The 18730-nt window shown below is 58.0% G+C and carries 15 protein-coding genes, 2 tRNA genes and 5 pseudogenes; 12 read left to right on the top strand and 10 right to left on the bottom strand.

All coding sequences use genetic code 11. The annotated features are described in order from the left end of the window. Window positions 1–23 precede the first annotated feature (23 nt). A tRNA-Ala gene (locus tag ACXPVS_RS24745) sits at window positions 24–99 on the bottom strand. A 190-nt stretch (window positions 100–289) separates the two neighbouring features. Continuing rightward, window positions 290–1771 carry a glutamate--tRNA ligase gene (gltX, locus tag ACXPVS_RS24740; RefSeq protein ID WP_458512238.1) on the bottom strand — a complete coding sequence of 494 codons (1482 nt, stop codon included), beginning with the start codon at window positions 1769–1771 and terminating at the stop codon, window positions 290–292. Window positions 1772–1983: 212 nt separating this feature from the next. On the opposite strand from gltX, the pseudogene ACXPVS_RS24735 reads away from it, so the two are divergent. After that, window positions 1984–2436 (top strand): annotated as a pseudogene (locus tag ACXPVS_RS24735) (EmrB/QacA family drug resistance transporter); the annotation flags it as partial. 37 nt (window positions 2437–2473) lie between these two features. Here ACXPVS_RS24735 and uvrB read toward each other — a convergent pair. After that, a complete protein-coding gene (gene uvrB, locus ACXPVS_RS24730) occupies window positions 2474–4489 on the bottom strand; it encodes an excinuclease ABC subunit UvrB (RefSeq protein ID WP_458512237.1) in 2016 nt (671 codons plus the stop codon). Between the two features lie 351 nt (window positions 4490–4840). Between uvrB and ACXPVS_RS24725 the strand changes: the two genes are divergently transcribed. After that, window positions 4841–6037 (top strand): amino acid aminotransferase, encoded by a 1197-nt coding sequence (locus tag ACXPVS_RS24725; protein ID WP_458512236.1) that lies wholly within the window; start codon window positions 4841–4843, stop codon window positions 6035–6037. A gap of 121 nt (window positions 6038–6158) precedes the next feature. After that, window positions 6159–6359, top strand: a complete 201-nt coding sequence (locus ACXPVS_RS24720) for a hypothetical protein (protein WP_458512235.1) — start codon at window positions 6159–6161, stop codon at window positions 6357–6359. On the opposite strand, the gene ACXPVS_RS24715 is transcribed toward ACXPVS_RS24720, so the two are convergent. After that, window positions 6356–6586: a hypothetical protein gene (locus ACXPVS_RS24715; RefSeq protein ID WP_458512234.1), complete on the bottom strand. Its 231-nt coding sequence runs from the start codon at window positions 6584–6586 to the stop codon at window positions 6356–6358. The genes ACXPVS_RS24720 and ACXPVS_RS24715 overlap by 4 nt on opposite strands. Before the next feature lie 226 nt (window positions 6587–6812). Here ACXPVS_RS24715 and ACXPVS_RS24710 point away from each other — a divergent pair. Continuing rightward, a tRNA-Asn gene (locus ACXPVS_RS24710) sits at window positions 6813–6888 on the top strand. An 80-nt stretch (window positions 6889–6968) separates the two neighbouring features. On the opposite strand, the gene ACXPVS_RS24705 is transcribed toward ACXPVS_RS24710, so the two are convergent. Further along, a complete protein-coding gene (locus tag ACXPVS_RS24705; RefSeq protein WP_458512233.1) occupies window positions 6969–8486 on the bottom strand; it encodes a nucleobase:cation symporter-2 family protein in 1518 nt (505 codons plus the stop codon). 185 nt (window positions 8487–8671) lie between these two features. Here ACXPVS_RS24705 and ACXPVS_RS24700 point away from each other — a divergent pair. Then, window positions 8672–8908, top strand: a pseudogene (locus ACXPVS_RS24700) (hypothetical protein); the annotation flags it as partial. A gap of 21 nt (window positions 8909–8929) precedes the next feature. Here the strand turns inward: ACXPVS_RS24700 and ACXPVS_RS24695 are convergent. The 5 genes from ACXPVS_RS24695 to ACXPVS_RS24675 all read right to left on the bottom strand — a co-directional run bounded on the left by ACXPVS_RS24695 (window position 8930) and on the right by ACXPVS_RS24675 (window position 16085). Beyond that, complete coding sequence (locus ACXPVS_RS24695) at window positions 8930–9757, bottom strand: arylamine N-acetyltransferase family protein (protein ID WP_458512232.1); 828 nt, start codon at window positions 9755–9757, stop codon at window positions 8930–8932. Window positions 9758–10073: 316 nt separating this feature from the next. Beyond that, complete coding sequence (locus tag ACXPVS_RS24690; protein WP_458512231.1) at window positions 10074–11480, bottom strand: DUF1254 domain-containing protein; 1407 nt, start codon at window positions 11478–11480, stop codon at window positions 10074–10076. 143 nt (window positions 11481–11623) lie between these two features. Continuing rightward, the gene (locus ACXPVS_RS24685; RefSeq protein WP_458512230.1) at window positions 11624–13195 is read right to left on the bottom strand and encodes a sensor domain-containing diguanylate cyclase; all 1572 of its coding nucleotides are present in this window, start codon (window positions 13193–13195) and stop codon (window positions 11624–11626) included. A gap of 143 nt (window positions 13196–13338) precedes the next feature. Continuing rightward, the gene (locus tag ACXPVS_RS24680) at window positions 13339–14070 is read right to left on the bottom strand and encodes a lipopolysaccharide biosynthesis protein (protein ID WP_458512229.1); all 732 of its coding nucleotides are present in this window, start codon (window positions 14068–14070) and stop codon (window positions 13339–13341) included. Between the two features lie 257 nt (window positions 14071–14327). Continuing rightward, window positions 14328–16085: a L,D-transpeptidase family protein gene (locus ACXPVS_RS24675; RefSeq protein ID WP_458512228.1), complete on the bottom strand. Its 1758-nt coding sequence runs from the start codon at window positions 16083–16085 to the stop codon at window positions 14328–14330. Window positions 16086–16166: 81 nt separating this feature from the next. Between ACXPVS_RS24675 and ACXPVS_RS24670 the strand changes: the two genes are divergently transcribed. The 7 genes and pseudogenes from ACXPVS_RS24670 to ACXPVS_RS24640 all read left to right on the top strand — a co-directional run bounded on the left by ACXPVS_RS24670 (window position 16167) and on the right by ACXPVS_RS24640 (window position 18650). After that, window positions 16167–16868, top strand: a complete 702-nt coding sequence (locus ACXPVS_RS24670; protein WP_458512227.1) for a murein L,D-transpeptidase catalytic domain family protein — start codon at window positions 16167–16169, stop codon at window positions 16866–16868. A gap of 113 nt (window positions 16869–16981) precedes the next feature. Beyond that, the gene (locus tag ACXPVS_RS24665; RefSeq protein ID WP_458512226.1) at window positions 16982–17128 is read left to right on the top strand and encodes a twin-arginine translocation signal domain-containing protein; all 147 of its coding nucleotides are present in this window, start codon (window positions 16982–16984) and stop codon (window positions 17126–17128) included. Continuing rightward, window positions 17065–17283, top strand: a pseudogene (locus ACXPVS_RS24660) (multicopper oxidase domain-containing protein); the annotation flags it as partial. The gene ACXPVS_RS24665 and the pseudogene ACXPVS_RS24660, both read left to right, overlap by 64 nt. Next, window positions 17228–17446 (top strand): annotated as a pseudogene (locus ACXPVS_RS24655) (copper resistance protein CopC); the annotation flags it as partial. The pseudogenes ACXPVS_RS24660 and ACXPVS_RS24655, both read left to right, overlap by 56 nt. Window positions 17447–17454: 8 nt before the next feature. Then, a pseudogene (locus ACXPVS_RS24650) lies at window positions 17455–17619 on the top strand (copper homeostasis membrane protein CopD); the annotation flags it as partial. A 268-nt stretch (window positions 17620–17887) separates the two neighbouring features. Then, window positions 17888–18280, top strand: coding sequence for a hypothetical protein (locus ACXPVS_RS24645; RefSeq protein WP_458512225.1), 393 nt, complete (start codon window positions 17888–17890; stop codon window positions 18278–18280). Between the two features lie 100 nt (window positions 18281–18380). Next, a complete protein-coding gene (locus ACXPVS_RS24640) occupies window positions 18381–18650 on the top strand; it encodes a heavy-metal-associated domain-containing protein (RefSeq protein ID WP_458512224.1) in 270 nt (89 codons plus the stop codon). Window positions 18651–18730: the final 80 nt, after the last annotated feature.

The raw sequence follows: 18730 nt of genomic DNA, 5'->3' as shown, positions 1-18730 counted from the left end.
GGCCAGACCTTGAACTGTAAAATTGGTGGAGCTAAACGGGATCGAACCGTTGACCTCCTGCATGCCATGCAGGCGCTCTCCCAGCTGAGCTATAGCCCCTCATCGCTGAGGACGGGGCGAATCTTAATGGCGGACAGGAAAGCTGTCAAACTTATTTTTAAAATATTTCAAAGTTTTTTGCCGACATAACAATCACTTACCGCCCTCCCCCCGGAAAATCGGGGGTGAGCGCCGAAGATCACGATCAAATGATCGCAGCCTTCGGCAGTTCCCGCGGGGTCAAACTTCCTCAGGCGATGTTGCCCAGGAGTTTTTCCCATTCCTTGTTTTCTTTCTTCGACACGCCACCCAGCAGGTCAATCGCCTGACGCAGACGGAAACGAGTCAGGTCCGGACCGAGGATTTCCATCGCATCCAGCACCGATACCGAACTGGCCTGACCAGTGATTGCAGCAAACATCAGTGGCATGGCATCACGCAACTTCAGCTCCAGGGATTCGACCACCGCTTGAATCGTTGCGGTGATGCTGTCCTTCTCCCACTGACGCAGGCTTTCCAGCTTCCACAAAATCAACTGCATCAACTGACGAACCTGATCGCCCGACAGTTTCTTGGATTCAAACAGCTTGGCGTCCGGGTTCACGCCACCGGCGAAGAAGAAACCGGCCAGCGGTGCGACCTGGCTGAAGGTTTCAACCCGACCCTGCACGTGCGGCGCGATCTTCATCATGTACTCCGGGTTCAGCGCCCATGTTTGCAGGCGCGAAGCGAACTCTTCCACCGGCAGGTCACGCAGCCACTGACCGTTGAGCCACGACAGCTTCTCGACGTCGAAAATCGGCCCGCCCAGCGAAACACGGCTCAGGTCGAAGTTATCGACCATTTCCTGCAACGAGAACTTCTCGCGCTCGTCCGGCATCGACCAACCCATGCGCCCCAGGTAGTTGAGCATCGCTTCCGGCATGAAGCCCATGCGCTCGTAGAACGTCACCGAAGTCGGGTTCTTGCGCTTGGACAGCTTGCTCTTGTCCGGGTTACGCAGCAGCGGCATGTAGCACAGTTCCGGTTGTTCCCAGCCGAAGTATTCGTACAGCAGAATCAGTTTCGGCGCCGAGGGCAGCCACTCCTCGCCGCGCAGGACGTGAGTGATACCCATCAGGTGGTCGTCGACCACATTGGCCAGGAAGTACGTCGGCAGGCCGTCAGTCTTCATCAGCACTTGCATGTCCATACGATCCCACGGGATTTCGACATCGCCACGCAGCATGTCCGGCACCACGCACACGCCTTCGCTCGGCACCTTCATGCGGATCACGTGCGGCTCGCCAGCGGCCAGGCGGGAAGCGACTTCTTCCTTGGACAGCAACAGCGCACGGCCGTCGTAACGCGGGGTTTCGCCGCGGGCCATTTGCTCGGCGCGCATCTGGTCCAGTTCTTCGGCGGTACAGAAGCACGGGAAGGCATGGCCCATTTCAACCAGTTGCTGGCAGTACTTCTGATAGATGTCGCCGCGCTCGCTCTGACGGTAAGGACCGTGCGGGCCGCCAACGTCCGGGCCTTCGCTCCAGTCGATACCCAACCAGCGCAGGGCGTCGAAGATCTGTTGTTCCGACTCGCGTGTTGAACGCAACTGGTCGGTGTCTTCGATCCGCAGGATGAACTCACCGCCATGCTGCTTGGCAAAGCAGTAGTTGAACAAAGCGATGTAAGCGGTACCTACGTGGGGATCCCCGGTAGGCGATGGCGCGATGCGAGTGCGGACGGTGGTCATGGCAAGTCTCGAAATGAAGATAAAACAAAGGGCGAATGGTAACAGGCGTTGCCCGCTCGGCTCCAGTGAGCAGGGCATTTAAGCCAAGGTTGCGTCTACAACGCGCTCGAGCCTTGGTGAGTGGTCGATTGTCAGTCGATGGCATTTACCCATCATTCGCTGCATGCCAGATTTGACCACTGATAACTTTCCTTACAGCTTCTCGATGACAGCCTGCCCATGAGAAGCGGATGAAGGACGTCTCGCCGAAATGGCTGTGCACATTGGGTTTCGGGCTATCTGGATTGGCAAGTTTTTCGTCGGGGGTGTTGAACCCGGACTTCGCCGGGCCGCAGCTCAATCAAATCCAGATCATCCGCGCGCTGGGTATCGCCCTCCTGGCCACGCTACTGGATGCGCGAACCAAGATTTACTTTGATTATTTACGTGAAGCGATTGTGCCGACCAACCCGCAGGTGGCCGAGCGCGCGGCGTCGCTGACGGATCGGTTGGGCAGTGAGACGGCAGCGCTGGGCAAGCTCAGTGACATTGCGCATCAGCAGGCGTCGATCATGGCTTACAACGATGCGTTTGACTTTGTCGGGATTGCACTGGCGATCAGCATGCTGGCGGTGTTGCTGACCAAGGCATTGCCGGCGGGATTGAAGGCTGGCGAAGCAGATTAGAATCCGCTCGCGATAAGGCCCTGTCAGGCACCACATATCAGACGGTGATCAACCGCTCACGCAACTTGCCAATCTCGTCGCGCATCTGCGCCGCTGCTTCGAACTCCAGGTCGCGGGCGAGTTGGTACATTTTCTCTTCCAGCGCCTTGATACGCTTGGCGATCTCGCCCGGCGAGCGCAATTGTGCTTCGTACTTGGCGTTTTCCTCGGCGGCCTTGGCCATGCCTTTGCGCTTCTTGCTGCGCGAACCGGGCACGGTGGCGCCTTCCATGATGTCGGCAACGTCCTTGAACACGCCCCTGGGCGTGATGCCATTGGCCAGGTTAAAGGCAATCTGCTTGTCGCGGCGACGTTCGGTTTCGCCGATCGCCCGCTCCATGGAACCGGTGATGCGATCCGCATAGAGAATCGCCCGACCATTGAGATTTCGCGCCGCCCGGCCGATGGTCTGGATCAGCGAGCGCTCGGAACGCAGGAAGCCTTCTTTGTCCGCATCGAGAATCGCCACCAGCGAGACTTCCGGCATGTCCAGGCCTTCACGCAGCAGGTTGATCCCCACCAGCACATCAAATGTGCCCAGGCGCAGGTCGCGGATGATTTCGACCCGCTCCACCGTGTCGATGTCCGAGTGCAGATAACGCACCCGCACGCCGTGGTCGGCCAGGTAATCGGTCAAGTCTTCAGACATGCGCTTGGTCAGCGTGGTGACCAGCACCCGCTCCTCCAGCGCGACGCGCTTGCCGATTTCCGAGAGCAGATCGTCGACCTGGGTCAGCGCCGGGCGGATTTCGATTTGCGGGTCCACCAGGCCTGTCGGGCGGACCAGTTGCTCGACCACACGACCGGCGTGTTCTGCCTCGTAATTGCCCGGCGTAGCCGAGACAAAGATCGTCTGCGGGCTGATGATTTCAAACTCGTCGAAGCGCATCGGCCGGTTATCCAGGGCGGACGGCAGACGAAAACCGTATTCCACCAGCGTCTCTTTGCGCGAACGGTCGCCCTTATACATGGCGCCGACCTGCGGCACGCTGACGTGGGATTCATCGATCACCAGCAAGGCGTCAGCCGGCAGGTAGTCAAATAACGTTGGCGGCGCCTGGCCGGATTCACGGCCCGACAGGTAGCGCGAGTAGTTTTCGATGCCGTTGCAGTAACCCAGTTCGAGGATCATCTCCAGGTCAAAACGGGTACGCTGCTCCAGGCGCTGGGCCTCAACGAGTTTATTGGTGGACCGCAGATAGTCCAGGCGTTCCTGCAACTCGACTTTGATCCCTTCGACGGCACCCAGCAGGGTTTCTCGCGGGGTCACGTAGTGGCTTTTCGGATAGAACGTGAAACGCGGCAGCTTGCGGATCACTTCGCCGGTCAGCGGATCGAAGGCCGACAGACTCTCGACTTCGTCATCGAACAGCTCGATACGGATCGCTTCGAAATCGGATTCCGCCGGGTGAATATCGATCACATCGCCGCGCACCCGAAAGGTCGCGCGGGCGAACTCCATATCGTTGCGGGTGTACTGCAAGTCTGCCAAGCGACGCAGTAACGCACGCTGATCGAGCTTGTCGCCACGATCCACGTGCAGAACCATCTTCAAATAAGTTTCCGGACTGCCCAGACCGTAGATGCACGACACCGTGGTGACGATGATCGCGTCTTTGCGCTCCAGCAGTGCCTTGGTCGCGGACAGCCGCATTTGCTCGATGTGGTCGTTGATCGAGGCGTCTTTCTCGATGAAGGTGTCCGACGACGGCACATACGCTTCGGGCTGGTAGTAGTCGTAGTACGAAACGAAGTATTCGACCGCGTTGTTCGGGAAGAACGCCTTGAATTCACCGTACAACTGCGCAGCCAGGGTCTTGTTGGGTGCCAGCACCAAGGTTGGACGTTGAACCTGGGCGATCACGTTGGCAATACTGAAGGTCTTGCCCGAACCGGTCACACCGAGCAACGTCTGGTGCGCCAGCCCGGCTTCGATGCCCTCGACCATCAGGCGGATGGCTTCCGGCTGATCGCCGGCGGGCTCGAAGCGGGTGACTAGCTGGAATTCAGACATGAAATACCTCTCGGTTTTCGAAGCAGGAGTCGCGCCTGTCCGGGCGAACCGGGCAGCAACGGGAAAGACCGCAAACGACCGATGTCGCCCGAGGAAAAAACTGGATTGCGCTCAATGTGGAGCCGATTGCCCTAGCTTTCAAGGCAAACGTCCTACATCGGGCAAAACCTTTAACGATGCCAATCGACTAACGGTCGAGAAATAATCGGAAAAACTTACCGCAAAAGCCGAATCGTCTGTCGCCATCAATCGCAGATGGCCTCTATACTAGCTCCCCGTTTGTGCACCGCTCTAGTGCATTCGGCTGGAGCGCGACACGTCCCTCCACTTTCCATTCAGAGCCGCCGCAAAATGAGCCTGTTCTCCGCTGTCGAAATGGCACCACGCGATCCAATCCTGGGCCTCAACGAAGCATTCAACGCCGATACCCGCACCAACAAGGTCAACCTGGGGGTCGGTGTTTACTGCAACGAGGAGGGGCGAATTCCACTCCTGCGCGCCGTTGTCGAAGCCGAGACGATTCGCGTCGCTCAACACGCTTCCCGTGGCTACTTGCCGATCGACGGCATTGCTGTCTACGACCAGGCCGTACAGAAACTGCTGTTTGGCAATGACTCGCCTCTGATTGCCACTGGCCGTGTCATCACCACCCAAGCCGTTGGCGGTACTGGCGCACTGAAAATCGGTGCTGACTTCCTCAAGCAACTGCTGCCGAACGCCGTCGTGGCGATCAGCGACCCAAGCTGGGAAAACCACCGCGCGCTGTTCGAAACGGCCGGTTTCCCGGTGCAGAACTATCGCTATTACGACGCCGCGACCCACGATGTGAACCGTGCTGGCCTGCTGGAAGACTTGAACGCCCTGCCGTCCGGCTCCATCGTTGTCCTGCACGCGTGCTGCCACAACCCGACCGGTGTGGACCTGAGCCCGGCGGACTGGAAAAACGTTCTGGACGTGGTGAAAGCCAAAGGTCACGTACCGTTCCTCGACATGGCCTACCAGGGCTTTGGCGACGGCATCGACGAAGACGCCGCGGCTGTACGCCTGTTCGCTGAATCGGGCCTGACTTTTTTCGTCTCCAGCTCGTTCTCCAAATCCTTCTCGTTGTACGGCGAGCGCGTTGGCGCCCTGTCGATCGTCAGCGAATCGAAAGAAGAAAGCGCGCGCGTGCTGTCCCAAGTCAAACGCGTGATCCGCACCAACTACTCCAACCCGCCGACCCACGGTGCAAGCATCGTTGCTGCGGTATTGAACAGCCCGGAACTGCGTGCCCAGTGGGAAGAAGAACTGGCTGAAATGCGTCTGCGGATTCGCGGCATGCGCATCCAGATGGTTGAGCAACTGGCAAAGCAAGCGCCACAGCGTGATTTCAGCTTCGTCGGTCGTCAGCGCGGCATGTTCTCCTACTCCGGCCTGACGGTTGAGCAAGTGACCCGCCTGCGCAGCGAGTTCGGTATCTATGCCCTGGACACCGGCCGCATCTGCGTGGCAGCGCTGAACCAGAGCAACATCGACGCTGTGACCAAGGCCATCGTTGCAGTGATCTGAATCGTCGAGTGGGAAAAAACGGGAACCCCTAGGGCTTCCCGTTTTTTAATCGCCTCAGAAAACACTCAGCCCGGCGACCGGGCGCTCTAGACTGCCTACCTATCAACTGGTGAGAGCCGATATGAAAAACGACGACCTACGCGCCGACCGCGATGAGCTGGACCACTTCATGCCTCGCACCCCGGCCAAACGCAGTAACAACCTTGTGATGCAAGTCGCTGCTGGCGTGTTTCTCGGCGGTCTGGCCTTGTGGCTGGTGCAACTGGCCGCAACGATGCTGTACGCCAAACTGATGCTCGCCACTGTCACCTTCGGCGGTTAGACCAGTTCGGTTGCGCGCTGGCTGGCAGCGTCGTCATAGGCAACGTAGAGCGATTCGGCGACCTGGCTTTTGATGGCCTTGGTGCTTTCCAGACCCAGGACAAATCCTTCGGCCTTGCCACCGGCACGGTTCAATTCGTCAGCGGTGCTGGCCTGAGTGATTGCGTCGAACAGTTTTTCGGCGTGAGGGCCGACACCTTTGGGCAGGCTGATCTGAGCGATGCTCATGCGAACACCCCGTTGTAATGAGGTGTGATGATTGGGTGATTCATGGCGCGTACCTTTTCGGCGAATGGCCGGCAGCGCGTGTAACCACTTCCGGGCGGCCATGGTAGACCTCTGAAGCGATTCTGGTAACCGCCCACGGTCGATAAACCACCGTCCGCCCCATGAACCCGCCCAATTGCCAACAGATGCTTGACTTCTCTTTTTGAATCAGTAACATACACGCCATTCCGCGATAGCTCAGTTGGTAGAGCAAGTGACTGTTAATCACTGGGTCCCTGGTTCGAGTCCAGGTCGTGGAGCCAGACAGTAATATCGAAAAGCCCCTGAATCGAAAGATTCAGGGGCTTTTTTGATTCACCCGTCTTTTAAGCGAATACAACTGTCAGACATGCTCACTGCTTTTGGCATGAGCCGCTCGATGCTCGCTCGACTCATGGCCCGCCTCCACCACCGGAATCTCATTCCCGTCGCAGTCACGCAGTTTGCCTGCACTGAAATAATCCCCTTCGCGCAACGCTGCCAGATCTTGATAACGCAGGACGCGCTCAGTACCGGCCGCGAACACCGACTGCTGATCGGAGTTGCCGGCAGTGAGGTGGTTGAAGGCCAGGTTCAGCACGATGGCCATGATCGCCGAGGAGCTGATGCCCGAGTGGAAGATCGTAGCGAACCAGCTTGGGAAGTGGTCGTAGAAATTCGGCGCAGCGATGGGGATCATGCCGAAGCCGATGGAGGTGGCGACGATGATCAGGTTGACGTTGTTGCGGTAGTCGACCTTGGACAGCGTACGAATACCGCTGGCCGCCACGGTGCCGAACAGCACGATACCGGCGCCGCCGAGGACCGAAGTCGGTACAGCGGCGATAACCCGGCCCATAAACGGCAGCAACCCGAGGATCACCAGAAACAAACCACCGGTAGCCACCACGAAACGGCTCTTGATCCCGGTCACCGCCACTAGCCCGACGTTCTGGGCGAAGGCACTTTGGGTGAAGGAACCGAAGATCGGCGCGATCATGCTCGACAGCATGTCGGCGCGCAGGCCGTTCCCCAGGCGTTTGGAGTCGACTTTGGTGCCGATGATTTCACCCACTGCCAGGATGTCAGCCGAGGTTTCCACCAAGGTCACCATGACCACGATGCACATCGACAGAATCGCGGCGAAGTGGAAGGTCGGCATGCCGAAATGGAAGGGTGTCGGAAAGCCGAACATCGGGCCTTGAGTGACAGACGAGAAGTCTGCCATGCCGAGGAACACCGCAATCACCGTGCCGATAACCATCGCCAGCAGGATCGACAAGCGGGAGATGGTCGCGCTGCCAATCTTGCTCAACAGCAGCACCAGCACCAGCGTCACCGCCGCCAGACCGATGTTCGCCATGCTGCCGAAGTCCGGGGCATGGCTGTTGCCGCCCATGGCCCAGCGTGCAGCCACTGGCATTAGAGTCAGACCGATGGTGGTGATCACAATGCCCGTGACCAGCGGCGGAAAAAACTTGGTGATTCGAGAGAACACCGGCGTGATCAGCAGGCCGATCAACGACGCAGCAATCACCGCCCCGAGAATCGATTGAAACCCGCCCTCCCCGCCACTGCTGACAATCGCCACCATCGTCGCGACGCCAGAGAACGACACGCCCTGTACCAGCGGCAATTGGCAGCCAAAAAACGGTAAGCCAAGCGTTTGCAGTAATGTCGCCAAGCCCCCCGCAAACAGTGAAGCAGCAATCAACAAACCGATGTCCGCCGGCGAGAGCCCGGCCGCTTGGCCGATGATCAAAGGCACCGCGACGATGCCGCCGTACATGGTCAGAACGTGTTGCAGGCCGTAAGCCATATTCGCGCCGATCCCGAGATTTTCGTCCTCAGGTCGTTGGTGTGAAACATGGGGCGTTTTCATGGTTGGGGGGTTCCCTGGTTTTTGTTATGCGCACACTGTATGCAAGACCAAGGACAAATGTCTATAGAGTTGTATACAGCTTATCAGCCAGATGATGGACACTTGTCCATTCCACACCAGAGACTTGCGCCGCACCTTCCCTGATAAACTCTGCCGCTCCGCAGCCCTGGCGGACAATTACGGACATGATTGAAGGCAATCACCACGGCATCACCTTCGACCCCATCGCACGCTTCACTGAAGATGGCGCCGGACGGGTCGAGATCCACCCTCAGGGAAAGGCACTGTTGCGAACCGTGAACGAACACGGCGAGACACAGTGGTGGCTGCAGGCGATCGATCAACCCGGGCAACAACCGGATGCGGTCGCCATGACCGAAGACACTCTGCTTTCAGTGGTGCAGGAGGGGCTGGAGCTGTGAGGTTCAGGGGCGAAATGTGGCTCAGGGTTGTTGAATCAGCCTTTCAATAACCCGACGCAACGCCGTCTCCCGCGGCACCCGAATACTGAACTCACTGCGCAACAAATCCATCAATTCATCCACATCAGTCACCTGCCGCCGCTCAGTCTCACTGCCGACCCGATGAATCGCAAAACTGCCGTTGTTCAGCGTACGGCGCCACCCTTCGCCAGTGCGCGCCACCATCAGTTGCCTGGCGAACGACGATTCGGGGTGGGTCGAGACATACCAGTTACCAACGGCGTAATCGATGTCTTCCTGACGCTGCAAATCGAAAATGTACATCGCACGCCATTCGCCGCCGACGTTGGCGCGCAGGGTGTAGCCATCCTCGTGCTGCTCGATGCGATAGGGTTCGTGAGGGGTGAACTGTTCGGCCGGGGTATCGAGCATCAGCGGTGCGGTGGGCACCATGCCGCCGAAACCGACGTCAGTGATGTAGCGCACGCCGTCCAGGGTTACCAGGCTCAAACGGTGTGTACGAGCGGTCCACGCGCCTTCGGGCTGGCCCATGACCACTCGGCCGGAGATGCCGCGAGCATCGAAGCCCAGTGCCTGGAGCAAGGCCAGAAACAGGTTGTTGAGTTCGTAGCAGTACCCGCCGCGGCCATCGTGCAGGACCTTTTGCTCAATGGACGGCAGGTCGATGAGCACCGGCTGGCCGGACAACGTGGTGAGGTTTTCGAACGGGAAAGCGCTGGTGTGGCGCAGTTGAAGTTGGCGCAGGGCTTCCAGGGTTGGCGGCGGAGGCGCGTCGAAGCCCAGGCGCTGCAGGTACAACGCAAGGTCCGTCAGGTGTGGCTCGCTCATTGCTCAGTCCTTATGCCGGGGCCGGATTTCTCCGCCAATGGGCGCCATGTATAAGGGATAAAGCGCCTCGACTGACAATTGATTTAGCCAATCGCGACCCACTTCAATCTCAACCTCGCGTGTAATCGAACTTCGGCCCCGGCCGCGGGTTGCCGTTGGCCAGGTACAGGGGATAGCGCTGATGCCACCGGCACCCCATCGGGCTCAATCGGTGGTTCGACAATGGCGCCCAACAATAACCCTTGAGCGGGGACCCGCCGTTGGACGCGTATAGCAGCCGATGATCGTCGGCCGCTTATGGGCATGAAGCGCGGGACTAGGTTGGCTTGACCGGCGGTGGATTCCACTTGCCGTTCAAAACCTCGGGCTTGGGCCCATACAAACGCATGGTCAGATTGAACCCGCCCTCAGGGGCCGGCAGCCAATTGGCTTCAAGGTCCTTGCCGGGGTTTTCGTGCTGGAAGTAGATGTCCAGCGAACCGTCGGCGTTCGTCTTGAACGACATCCAGCTACTGAGTGCAAAGCGGTTGAGCGCATTGCCGACCTGGAAACCCTCAGGGTCGTACAGGGTGATCGACCAGAATGCGTTCACCGGCGGTGTTTCACCCTTGTCGAAATGCAGCACGTACTTGTTCGCACCATCGAGTGGCTTGCCTTCGACATCGCCGATGTTCAGCGGATAAACCGCATCTTCGGGCAAGTTGGCGCCGAGCCCGATCTGCGCAACGATTGCGCGCTTGAGGTAGTAGTTGCCGTAGACACCCATGGTGTCGGTGTTCATCGACCAGCCGTTGACTACGCGAGCGACGGTTGGAACTTTCCACGTCATCAACGTCTTCGCGTCTTCGGGCACGGTCAGAAGCGCTGCTTTGATGTCAGGGTCCAGCGCGTCCATGTTGAAGGATTTTCCGGGCTCGATGCCGATACGCTTCATCTGCGCCAGGATCGGTTGATCGGTGATGTGCGCAGGGTGCACTTTGAGCAATTCGGCAGCGTAGGCGAAGTAGTCGGCCACCGACATTGAGTCCACCTGGATCTTGGGCGGGGTCTTCATGTCCACGGCCGGGTCAATGTTCACGCTGACCGGCTCGGGGCTTTTACCCAGTCGGGACAGCGGTGTCACGGTATAGCCAGCCTGAATTTTGTGCACGGCCGCATAGTCCGCAGCGCCGTCGGTCTTGGTGCGGCCAATGACCCAGACAAAGGGCGTAGGCGCCGGCAGATGGTGCAGTCCGGCAGGCACCGTCCCGGTCCATCCCGGCGGTGTCACCAGAAACTGCCCCGCTTGGGTGCCCGTGGTGCGCCAGCCCGGAGAGGCAAACACATCGGTCCACATGTCGAGCATCGGCAGTAGGTAAAATCGCCCGGCTGTATCGGGCGCTGCGATCACCAGTGGTTCTTTGGTCAAGTCCAGCCAGGCAATGGAATACAAGGTGTCAAAGTTCGCGCGCACCACCCCTTTGAAATCTGCAGGTGGATACTGCGGCACGCTGACAAAGGTATTCATCGGACCTTTACCGAATTCCTTGCCCGATTCGATGTTGGTAAATTGCTTGCGGGTGATGTCCATCGTCAACAGCGGGTACAAATAAAGGTAGGCATCCACGCCGATGGCGTGTGCTTCTTCGGCTGTGACTTTCGATTGAGCGTGGCTCGCGAGCGGAAGGATGGCACTGGCTGCAACGGTTAGAGCAACGGCTGTCAATGCTTGAGTAATCAACATTTTGGCGATCGTCCGTGCGGTGGGAAGACCTGCCGGGATCAGCAGGGCTACCGCAACTCTAGACGATCAATTCAAGAGGATCTGACAGGCAGACAGCCGGCTGGCCGGGGTGTTGCACGGGTGAAACACCCTCGAGACACCCCTCAACGATCCGAACGCATCAATGCCTCGACACCACCCTCCATCGACAGCACCGCCGAGCGGTTTCGCCCCGAATGCTTGGCTTGATACAGCGCCGCATCCGCACGTTCAATGAACACTTCCATGCTGTCCCGACCTGTCGGCACAAACGAATAACAACCCAGACTGACCGTCACAAAGCCCGAGGGTGAACCGCTGTGGATGATGTTCTTGTCCATGACGCTGCGGCGGATCTGCTCGGCAATCACCATCGCGCCGTGAATGTTGGTGTCGGGCAGCAATACCGCAAACTCCTCACCGCCGTACCGCACGGCCAAATCGGCTTTTCGATGGCAGCCCCCCTTCACCGCCCGCGCCACTTCAGCCAGGCAATGGTCCCCCGCCACATGGCCGTAAGCGTCGTTATAGCGTTTGAAGTAATCGATATCGAGCATGATCAGGCTCAGCGAACTCGACTGCCGGGCGCCTCGGCCGAACTCGATGTCCAGCGCGCCCTCGAATAGTCGGCGATTGGCCAGGCCGGTCAGGCTGTCGTGAGTCGCGATCAGCTTCAGCGCGTCCTTTGCCTTGCGCAAATCCGCCTCGACCCGTTCCCCGACACGCACCTGATAAAGGAACATCCAACCGAACAGCCCCACGCCCAACACCACCAGGGCAACGATGACCGTGGAGCGAAATGCGGTGTCGTTCCAATCCTTGAGAATCGAATCCCTGGACGAGGCCGCAGACACGACCAGCGGATAAGTGTCGAGCTGACGGTAGCCATACAACCGCACAACACCATCGACCAGCGAGTTGAACATTGCGTTACCGGAGCGCGCGCTGGGCAGCAATTTCTCGAAGATCTCGCTCTTGGCCAGTGATGTGCCAATCAGCGATTCCACAAACGGCCGTCGCGCCAGTAGCGTTCCGTCAGTCAAGCCCAAAAACATCGAACCGTTGTCATCAATACTGAAACTTTTGAAGAACTGATCGAAGTACGCCATCTTAATTCCGGCCAACAAGACGCCCTGGAAATTGCCCTTTTTGTCATTCACACGTTTGGATATCGGAATGATCCACTCGCCATTTTCCCGACTGCGAATCGCCGGCCCGATGTGCGCCAGGGAGGAGACGTTCTGCTGGTGGAACTTAAAATAATCGCGATCCCCCACACCAGATCCGCGTGGCAGGTCGTCGAAAGAGGTAACGACCCACAGCCCCTTTTGGTCGAACAGAAATATCCCATGCAATTGATTCAGCGCCTGCACCCGCCGGGCGAACGTTTTCTGCAAGCGTGGCTTCTGGGGCGCGCCGAAACCGTCAGCCTGAATCCAGTCGGCCAGACTGGTTAGCACCAGATCGGCTTGCATGAAGGTGTCTTTGGCCTGCTGCGCCATGGCCCGCGTCAGGTTTGATGACGCCACTTGCGCCAATGCCAAGTCATGCCGGCGCGACTGCTCCAGTTGCAGGTACAGCAAACCGCACAGGCTCAGGCACACGACCGCAATAAACAGTACCGCTGCTTTGCGCAGAGGTAACCGTTTCAACGTGACGCCGGTGGTGTTGTACGGATCGTGAAGAGGGATAGGCAAAAGCTCGTCCTGTAAGGGTAAGGCATGGGCAACACCCAAAAACCCTTATTTTTTGTGAGCTTAGTCTACGGGGGGGTATGGGGCAAATGCCCTTTGGCTAGTCGCCGCAGCGCGCTGTGAAAATGCGCCCTAGCACGTTCTGCCTAGATAATCTTGTCGATCTCATCCAGCGTCACTCGGGGAATGAGCTCTCCCGGAATCCTTGAGGAGCTGGTCAGGTTGTAGACCTGAAAATCATCATCCACGACGTACTTCGACATGATCTCGAACGGCGGCAGGATTCTCGTATAAAAATGCTGATCGAGCAGGCATGGCGACGCTAATGTGTCGGTCTCTTCGTAAAAACGGCTTACAGACTGATTCAAGTCAACGCCTACCAGAAACACCTTGGTAAACCCCACGTGATACGCAATCTGCAAAGCCAGATAAGCGACGGTACGGGCATCAAAAAAACCGCGTTTAAGGTTCTTGCTGAAACCAAGGGTTCTATTGCGACCATTTCCGAGCTTGCGACTTCTGACGAGTTCTTTATCGGCCCTGAAAACCAGGTCCGTCCAGGAGAGCTTGGGCGCTCGACCGAGTAAATACAGTTCGCCTTCAGGCGCTACCGTCGTATGCCAAATGTGCTCTTGCCACAGTGCAACCCGCTGACTGATGCGCATGGCCTCTGAAAACACTTCGGGTTGCTGTCGGGAAAAGCCTTGATCCGTACAGGCATAAAAGAACGGCTTGATGCCCGTCCCGGAGAACATGGAAGTGGCGCCGTTCATCGTGATCATAGGAACGTCTGCAAACTTTTCCGGCGAAAAATCTATAGCGGACGCCCCCGTGGCGACGATAAATACAGCACTTTTTTTGGATGTTGCGGTACTCAACGAGTGTCATGCACATCAAGCATATCGGTGTTGAATGACGGCTTTTTTTGCGCAACATCCATCTTCAATTTCCTATCCTTCTACATCGATGATCAGTGACTATTTTTGCATTGTGATAGCTTTCAACGGGTGAGCCAACCTTTTGGCTTCGCTAATCTCTGTATCTGCGACGGCGCACAAAGGTGGACGCAGAGCGCTTGCCTCGTTGGCGCAACGATGACCTGCCCGTTACATACGGATAGCCAGTCCCGCATCCTTCACAGCCATTGCCGGCTTTGCCCTGTCGCGACAGCGCAAGTCCCTGCTCGTTGCACATCCAGAACGGGCAATTCCGAAGGCAGATTCAGTCCCCGCAGTACTGCGGAGTCGTACCCGTATACATCCGGCTTAAACATCACTCGACCATCGTTACTCAGGTCCACCGTCCAGTAAGCCAACAGCACCGGCACCTTGACGGGCAGCCGGATGTTTTCGGTCTTGCCCTTAGCCAACCGGGCCTGTATCCCGCCGCTGCTCCAACGAACCGGGTCGTTGAACAGCAGTTCAACCAACTGCAGTGGGTTTTCCACTCGTATGCAGCCTGAACTGGTGGCACGGCGTGATTGCGCAAACAACTCGCGATGCGGCGTGTCGTGGAGGTAAATCGAATAGTCATTGGGAAACCGAATGACCACCTGCCCCAGTGAGTTATCCGGCCCGGCATCCTGTCGCAGCGTGATACCGCGCGCGTTATCCCAGTCGACGGTCGACGGATCGAGCACATTCCCCTCTCGATCAAGGGCTCTTATACGGTTGGCGGCAAGGTAGCCAGGGTTTCGTTGAATCTTGGGCAGCATGTCTTTGACAAGGATGGTCGGTGGCACAGTCCAGGTGGGGTTGAACGTCACATAAGTAATCTCGGATTGAAACACCGGCGTACTGCGGAACGGCTTACCGACCTGAACCCGGGAACGCCATATCGCCTTACCGTCGCGATAAAGCGCCACCTTGTAACCCGCAATATCAACGATGACAAAAGTGCCCTGAAGTTTGTACAGCAACCACCGCGCACGCTCCATGTTCACCCGAACCTGGTCTATCCGAGCCTCTACGGGCACATTCAACGCAGCCAGTGTCGCAACCCCCGCCACGCCATCCGCCCCCAGGTATTGCTCGGTTTGATACTTTTTCACCGCTGCGGTGACGCGCTCGTCGTAATCAGTGCGTTGCTTCTCTGATGGGGCCAGATAACCCCCCACCACCAACCGTGCTCGCAGCTGCGCGACAGAGGCGTTATCCATGCCTGGCCTGAGCGATTGGCCTTCGGCAATCTGCGGCCAGCCGCCATCGTCCCGAACCTTGCGCAGTTGTTCCAGACCCACGCGCAGGCTGCGGTAAACCGTCTCTTGTGGCGGTGCTTCGGCGAAAGCGCGCGCCACGTCATGAGCATCGAGCGCGGCGAACAAGTTATTCATGTCTCCACGAGGATCGGCGCCGACAGGGTCGAAGTTCCAATGGATGTCCAGACGCGAAGGGTCAACCTTGCCGCGCCGCAATTGCAGCAACGCCGTGATAAAGGTCCGGGTGGCCGCGATATCAAACGCCGCTCGTTGCGCCAACGTCGGCGCTGCTGCCTGCATCGACGCTCTGGCGCTCGCCAACTCATCAATATGAAAGTCCGCAGGGTCCAACCCATCGACCTGGGTCTCGCTCAGGCTTTTCAGTAACTGGATGACATCGCTGTCGTTCGCCCAGGCCGAGCGATAACCCCGATGCACGTAAAAATCCATGACCACGCGACTCGGATCCACCCGGTGGTGTCCACGGGAAGTGAGCAAGGGTGGAAACGATGAACTCCAGGGCTCAAGTGCCGCCTGAATCGTTTGAGCGACGAGATCGTCAGGCGCTGCGCCAGTTCTGCTGATGACTGCAGATGCCGTCTCAATCGGCGAAGTTTCTGCATTGGCTGCGCCGCTGATCAGAAAGCCCATAAAAAAGATATGGCTTATGACGAATAACCTTGTTAACTGCCCCATGGATAATCCTTAATCGCCCCGTATTCAACGGCTAGCATCCCGCCCACTGCTAGACTCGAAACATTAATGTGAGACTTACAGATGGCGCTAGCCCGCTTTGGTTTGCTATTCACGGCCTTGTTGCTGACGTTAGTTTCGGTACCGGCAGCCTACGCCGATTCGCTTGAAGCCGCGCTGCTCAAAGCCGCACCTGGCGCTAACGCCAAAGTCATCGGGCTGGCCGTACGCGCCACCCAATGCAGCTTGGCTCAAGGTAAAGCACCTGCCCAAAGACTTGCTGTCATCGACTACTCACTGCCTTCGACCGAACAACGGTTGTGGGTGTTCGATCTGAAAAAACGTAAATTACTGTTCCACGAACTGGTTGCCCATGGCCGCAACAGCGGCGAGAACATGGCGGTCAAGTTCTCCAACCAGAATGAAAGCTTTGCCACCAGCCTCGGTTTGTACCGCACCCAGTCGAGCTATGTCGGCCAGAACGGTTATTCCTTGCGCATGGAAGGTCTGGAGCCGGGTTTCAATGACAACGCATTTGAGCGGGCGATCGTGATTCACGGGGCGCCCTATGTCAGTCCGGCTCTTGCCCGAGCGAATGGCCGGATCGGTAGAAGCCTGGGTTGTCCGGCTGTACGGCCGGCGATTGCGCACAAGTTGATTGATTCGATGAAAGACGGGCAGCTGTTGTTTTCCTACTATCCAGATCAGCGCTGGTTGAAGTCGTCTTCGTATATCAATTGCGGTGGCGGCACTGTCGCCGCAACGTCAACGCCCAACTCACACTAATAGTCACAGTTTGAACCTGTCAAAACTGTAATCTGCGCCTCAGCCTGCTGAAAGGCACCGCCCGTTAGCCTCGTCGTCAAGCACTCTCCACGCTGACGGACCGGGAAAACGGCATGCACTCCAACACATCAAGACGCACCTTCGTGAAGGGGCTTGCCGCGGGCGGGCTCCAAGGCGGCTTCGGGTTATGGCACACGCCGAACCCGCGCGCCTCAAATATGGCGAGCGGGTTCGGGTGGTGCTGGTCAACGACACGATGATGACCCACCCGATCCATCTGCACGGCATGTGGAGCGACCTCGAAGATAAGAGCGGTGAGTTCATGGTGCGCAAACACACCCGAAACTGCACTTCTCGGAAACCTCATGACCCCGTTCTCCGACGCAAAACGGGTCATGACGGAAACGCCCGGCATGGCGCACGCCCCCATGCCCATGAAAGCCAAAGTCTCTGGTGGAAACGATCCGAAAACCATGCTCATCACACCGCTTTCGCCACTGCCTACCGGCGCCTACAAAGTCGAATGGCGCGCGGTGTCGTCGGACACCCACCCGATCACCGGTAACGTCACGTTCAAACGTGGACGGGGGCGGCGGTGCTGGGTGTGCTGCTTTCTGGTGCCAGCATAGTGATGATGGCGAGCGCCATGAGCGGGGAGTCGGACTTTGCCGAACGGCGCCCGCCTATCGAGATGACGGTGTTCGAGACGGATGTGGGGTTGACCAGGATCGTGCGCATCGAAGGTGTAATTAAAGGGGCATCACTTGATACGGATCAATAACGGCCTCTTGTTCGGGACTAAGCTCAAAGTAATCCCTCGAATCGGGTACACACTATGCTCTGGTTCCGCACTCACCTACCACTACTGATCGGCCAAGTGCTCGCACCGTGGCCGCCAGCACGCCTGCGCTTCGTTCGGCTCAACAATTAAAACCGTGCTCCGAGCGCCCGGAACTCCGGCCGCCCCCTTTAGCGCGGCTCAATACTTCCTGTACGCCCCTGACTCACTGGAGATTGCCATGCATACGCACGTCAAAGCACTCGTCGCCGCACTGCTCATCAGTAGCCCATTGGTTGCTCTGGCCGTCGAGGAACATCACCCCGACACACCGCCAACCACACCGGCCACCGCCACCACGCAAGACAAGGCCATGAGCGAACAGATGCAAAAAATGCAGGCTGCCCACGAAAAAATGATCGCCGCCAAAACCCCGGCCGAACGCCAGGCCGCCATGCAGGAAGGCATGGCCACGCTGAAGGACGGCATGGGCATGATGCACAACCATTGCCAAGGCATGGGAATGGGCAAAGGCATGTCCGGCGGCAAGGACGGCTCAGACCAGATGATGGGCATGATGATGAAAATGATGGATCAGCAGTCGAGCATGATGAAGATGCCGATGAGCAACTGACGTTTTTAAAGAAGCGCTTGACCTTGCCATCGTGGCAAGGTCAACCATCGATTCACGGCCATCACGCCAACTGCCACTCACAGTAAAAGAGGTTTACGCAATGAACAGTACTGAACTGCAAGTCGAAGGCATGAGCTGCGGGAGTTGCGTCAAACACATCAACGCCGCGTTACAGCCGCTCGCCGGAGTGGGTGAAGTGACTGTCGATCTGGCGTCCGGTCGGGTCAAGGTGACCGGGGAAGCCGAGAGCGATGTTCTGTTATCGGCACTGAAGGAGGCAGGGTATCCAGCAAGCGTACTGACAGAAGACAAGCATGAAGGCGTAAAGAAAAAATCTGGCGGCGGCGGTTCGCGTTGCTGCTGCCACTGAGTCCGCCCCCGCGAGGATGATGTTGAGCGGTGCAGCAGAAAGTAAGTACTCTCTGCCCCCTCTCCATCATGGAAGCCGGA

Source organism: Pseudomonas sp. Ma2-10 (assembly GCF_054330215.1).
This window is presented reverse-complemented; position numbering and strand designations above follow the sequence as displayed.

Bases quoted from the DNA above. Each gene is read 5' to 3' on its own strand.
- ACXPVS_RS24645 (WP_458512225.1), top strand. From the start codon at position 17,888: ATGCATACGCACGTCAAAGCACTCGTCGCCGCACTGCTCATCAGTAGC.
- ACXPVS_RS24715 (WP_458512234.1), bottom strand. From the start codon at position 6,586: ATGAGCATCGCTCAGATCAGCCTGCCCAAAGGTGTCGGCCCTCACGCC.
- ACXPVS_RS24675 (WP_458512228.1), bottom strand. From the start codon at position 16,085: ATGGGGCAGTTAACAAGGTTATTCGTCATAAGCCATATCTTTTTTATG.
- uvrB (WP_458512237.1), bottom strand. From the start codon at position 4,489: ATGTCTGAATTCCAGCTAGTCACCCGCTTCGAGCCCGCCGGCGATCAG.
- ACXPVS_RS24720 (WP_458512235.1), top strand. From the start codon at position 6,159: ATGAAAAACGACGACCTACGCGCCGACCGCGATGAGCTGGACCACTTC.
- ACXPVS_RS24640 (WP_458512224.1), top strand. From the start codon at position 18,381: ATGAACAGTACTGAACTGCAAGTCGAAGGCATGAGCTGCGGGAGTTGC.
- ACXPVS_RS24665 (WP_458512226.1), top strand. From the start codon at position 16,982: ATGCACTCCAACACATCAAGACGCACCTTCGTGAAGGGGCTTGCCGCG.
- ACXPVS_RS24690 (WP_458512231.1), bottom strand. From the start codon at position 11,480: ATGTTGATTACTCAAGCATTGACAGCCGTTGCTCTAACCGTTGCAGCC.
- gltX (WP_458512238.1), bottom strand. From the start codon at position 1,771: ATGACCACCGTCCGCACTCGCATCGCGCCATCGCCTACCGGGGATCCC.
- ACXPVS_RS24705 (WP_458512233.1), bottom strand. From the start codon at position 8,486: ATGAAAACGCCCCATGTTTCACACCAACGACCTGAGGACGAAAATCTC.
- ACXPVS_RS24695 (WP_458512232.1), bottom strand. From the start codon at position 9,757: ATGAGCGAGCCACACCTGACGGACCTTGCGTTGTACCTGCAGCGCCTG.
- ACXPVS_RS24670 (WP_458512227.1), top strand. From the start codon at position 16,167: ATGGCGCTAGCCCGCTTTGGTTTGCTATTCACGGCCTTGTTGCTGACG.
- ACXPVS_RS24725 (WP_458512236.1), top strand. From the start codon at position 4,841: ATGAGCCTGTTCTCCGCTGTCGAAATGGCACCACGCGATCCAATCCTG.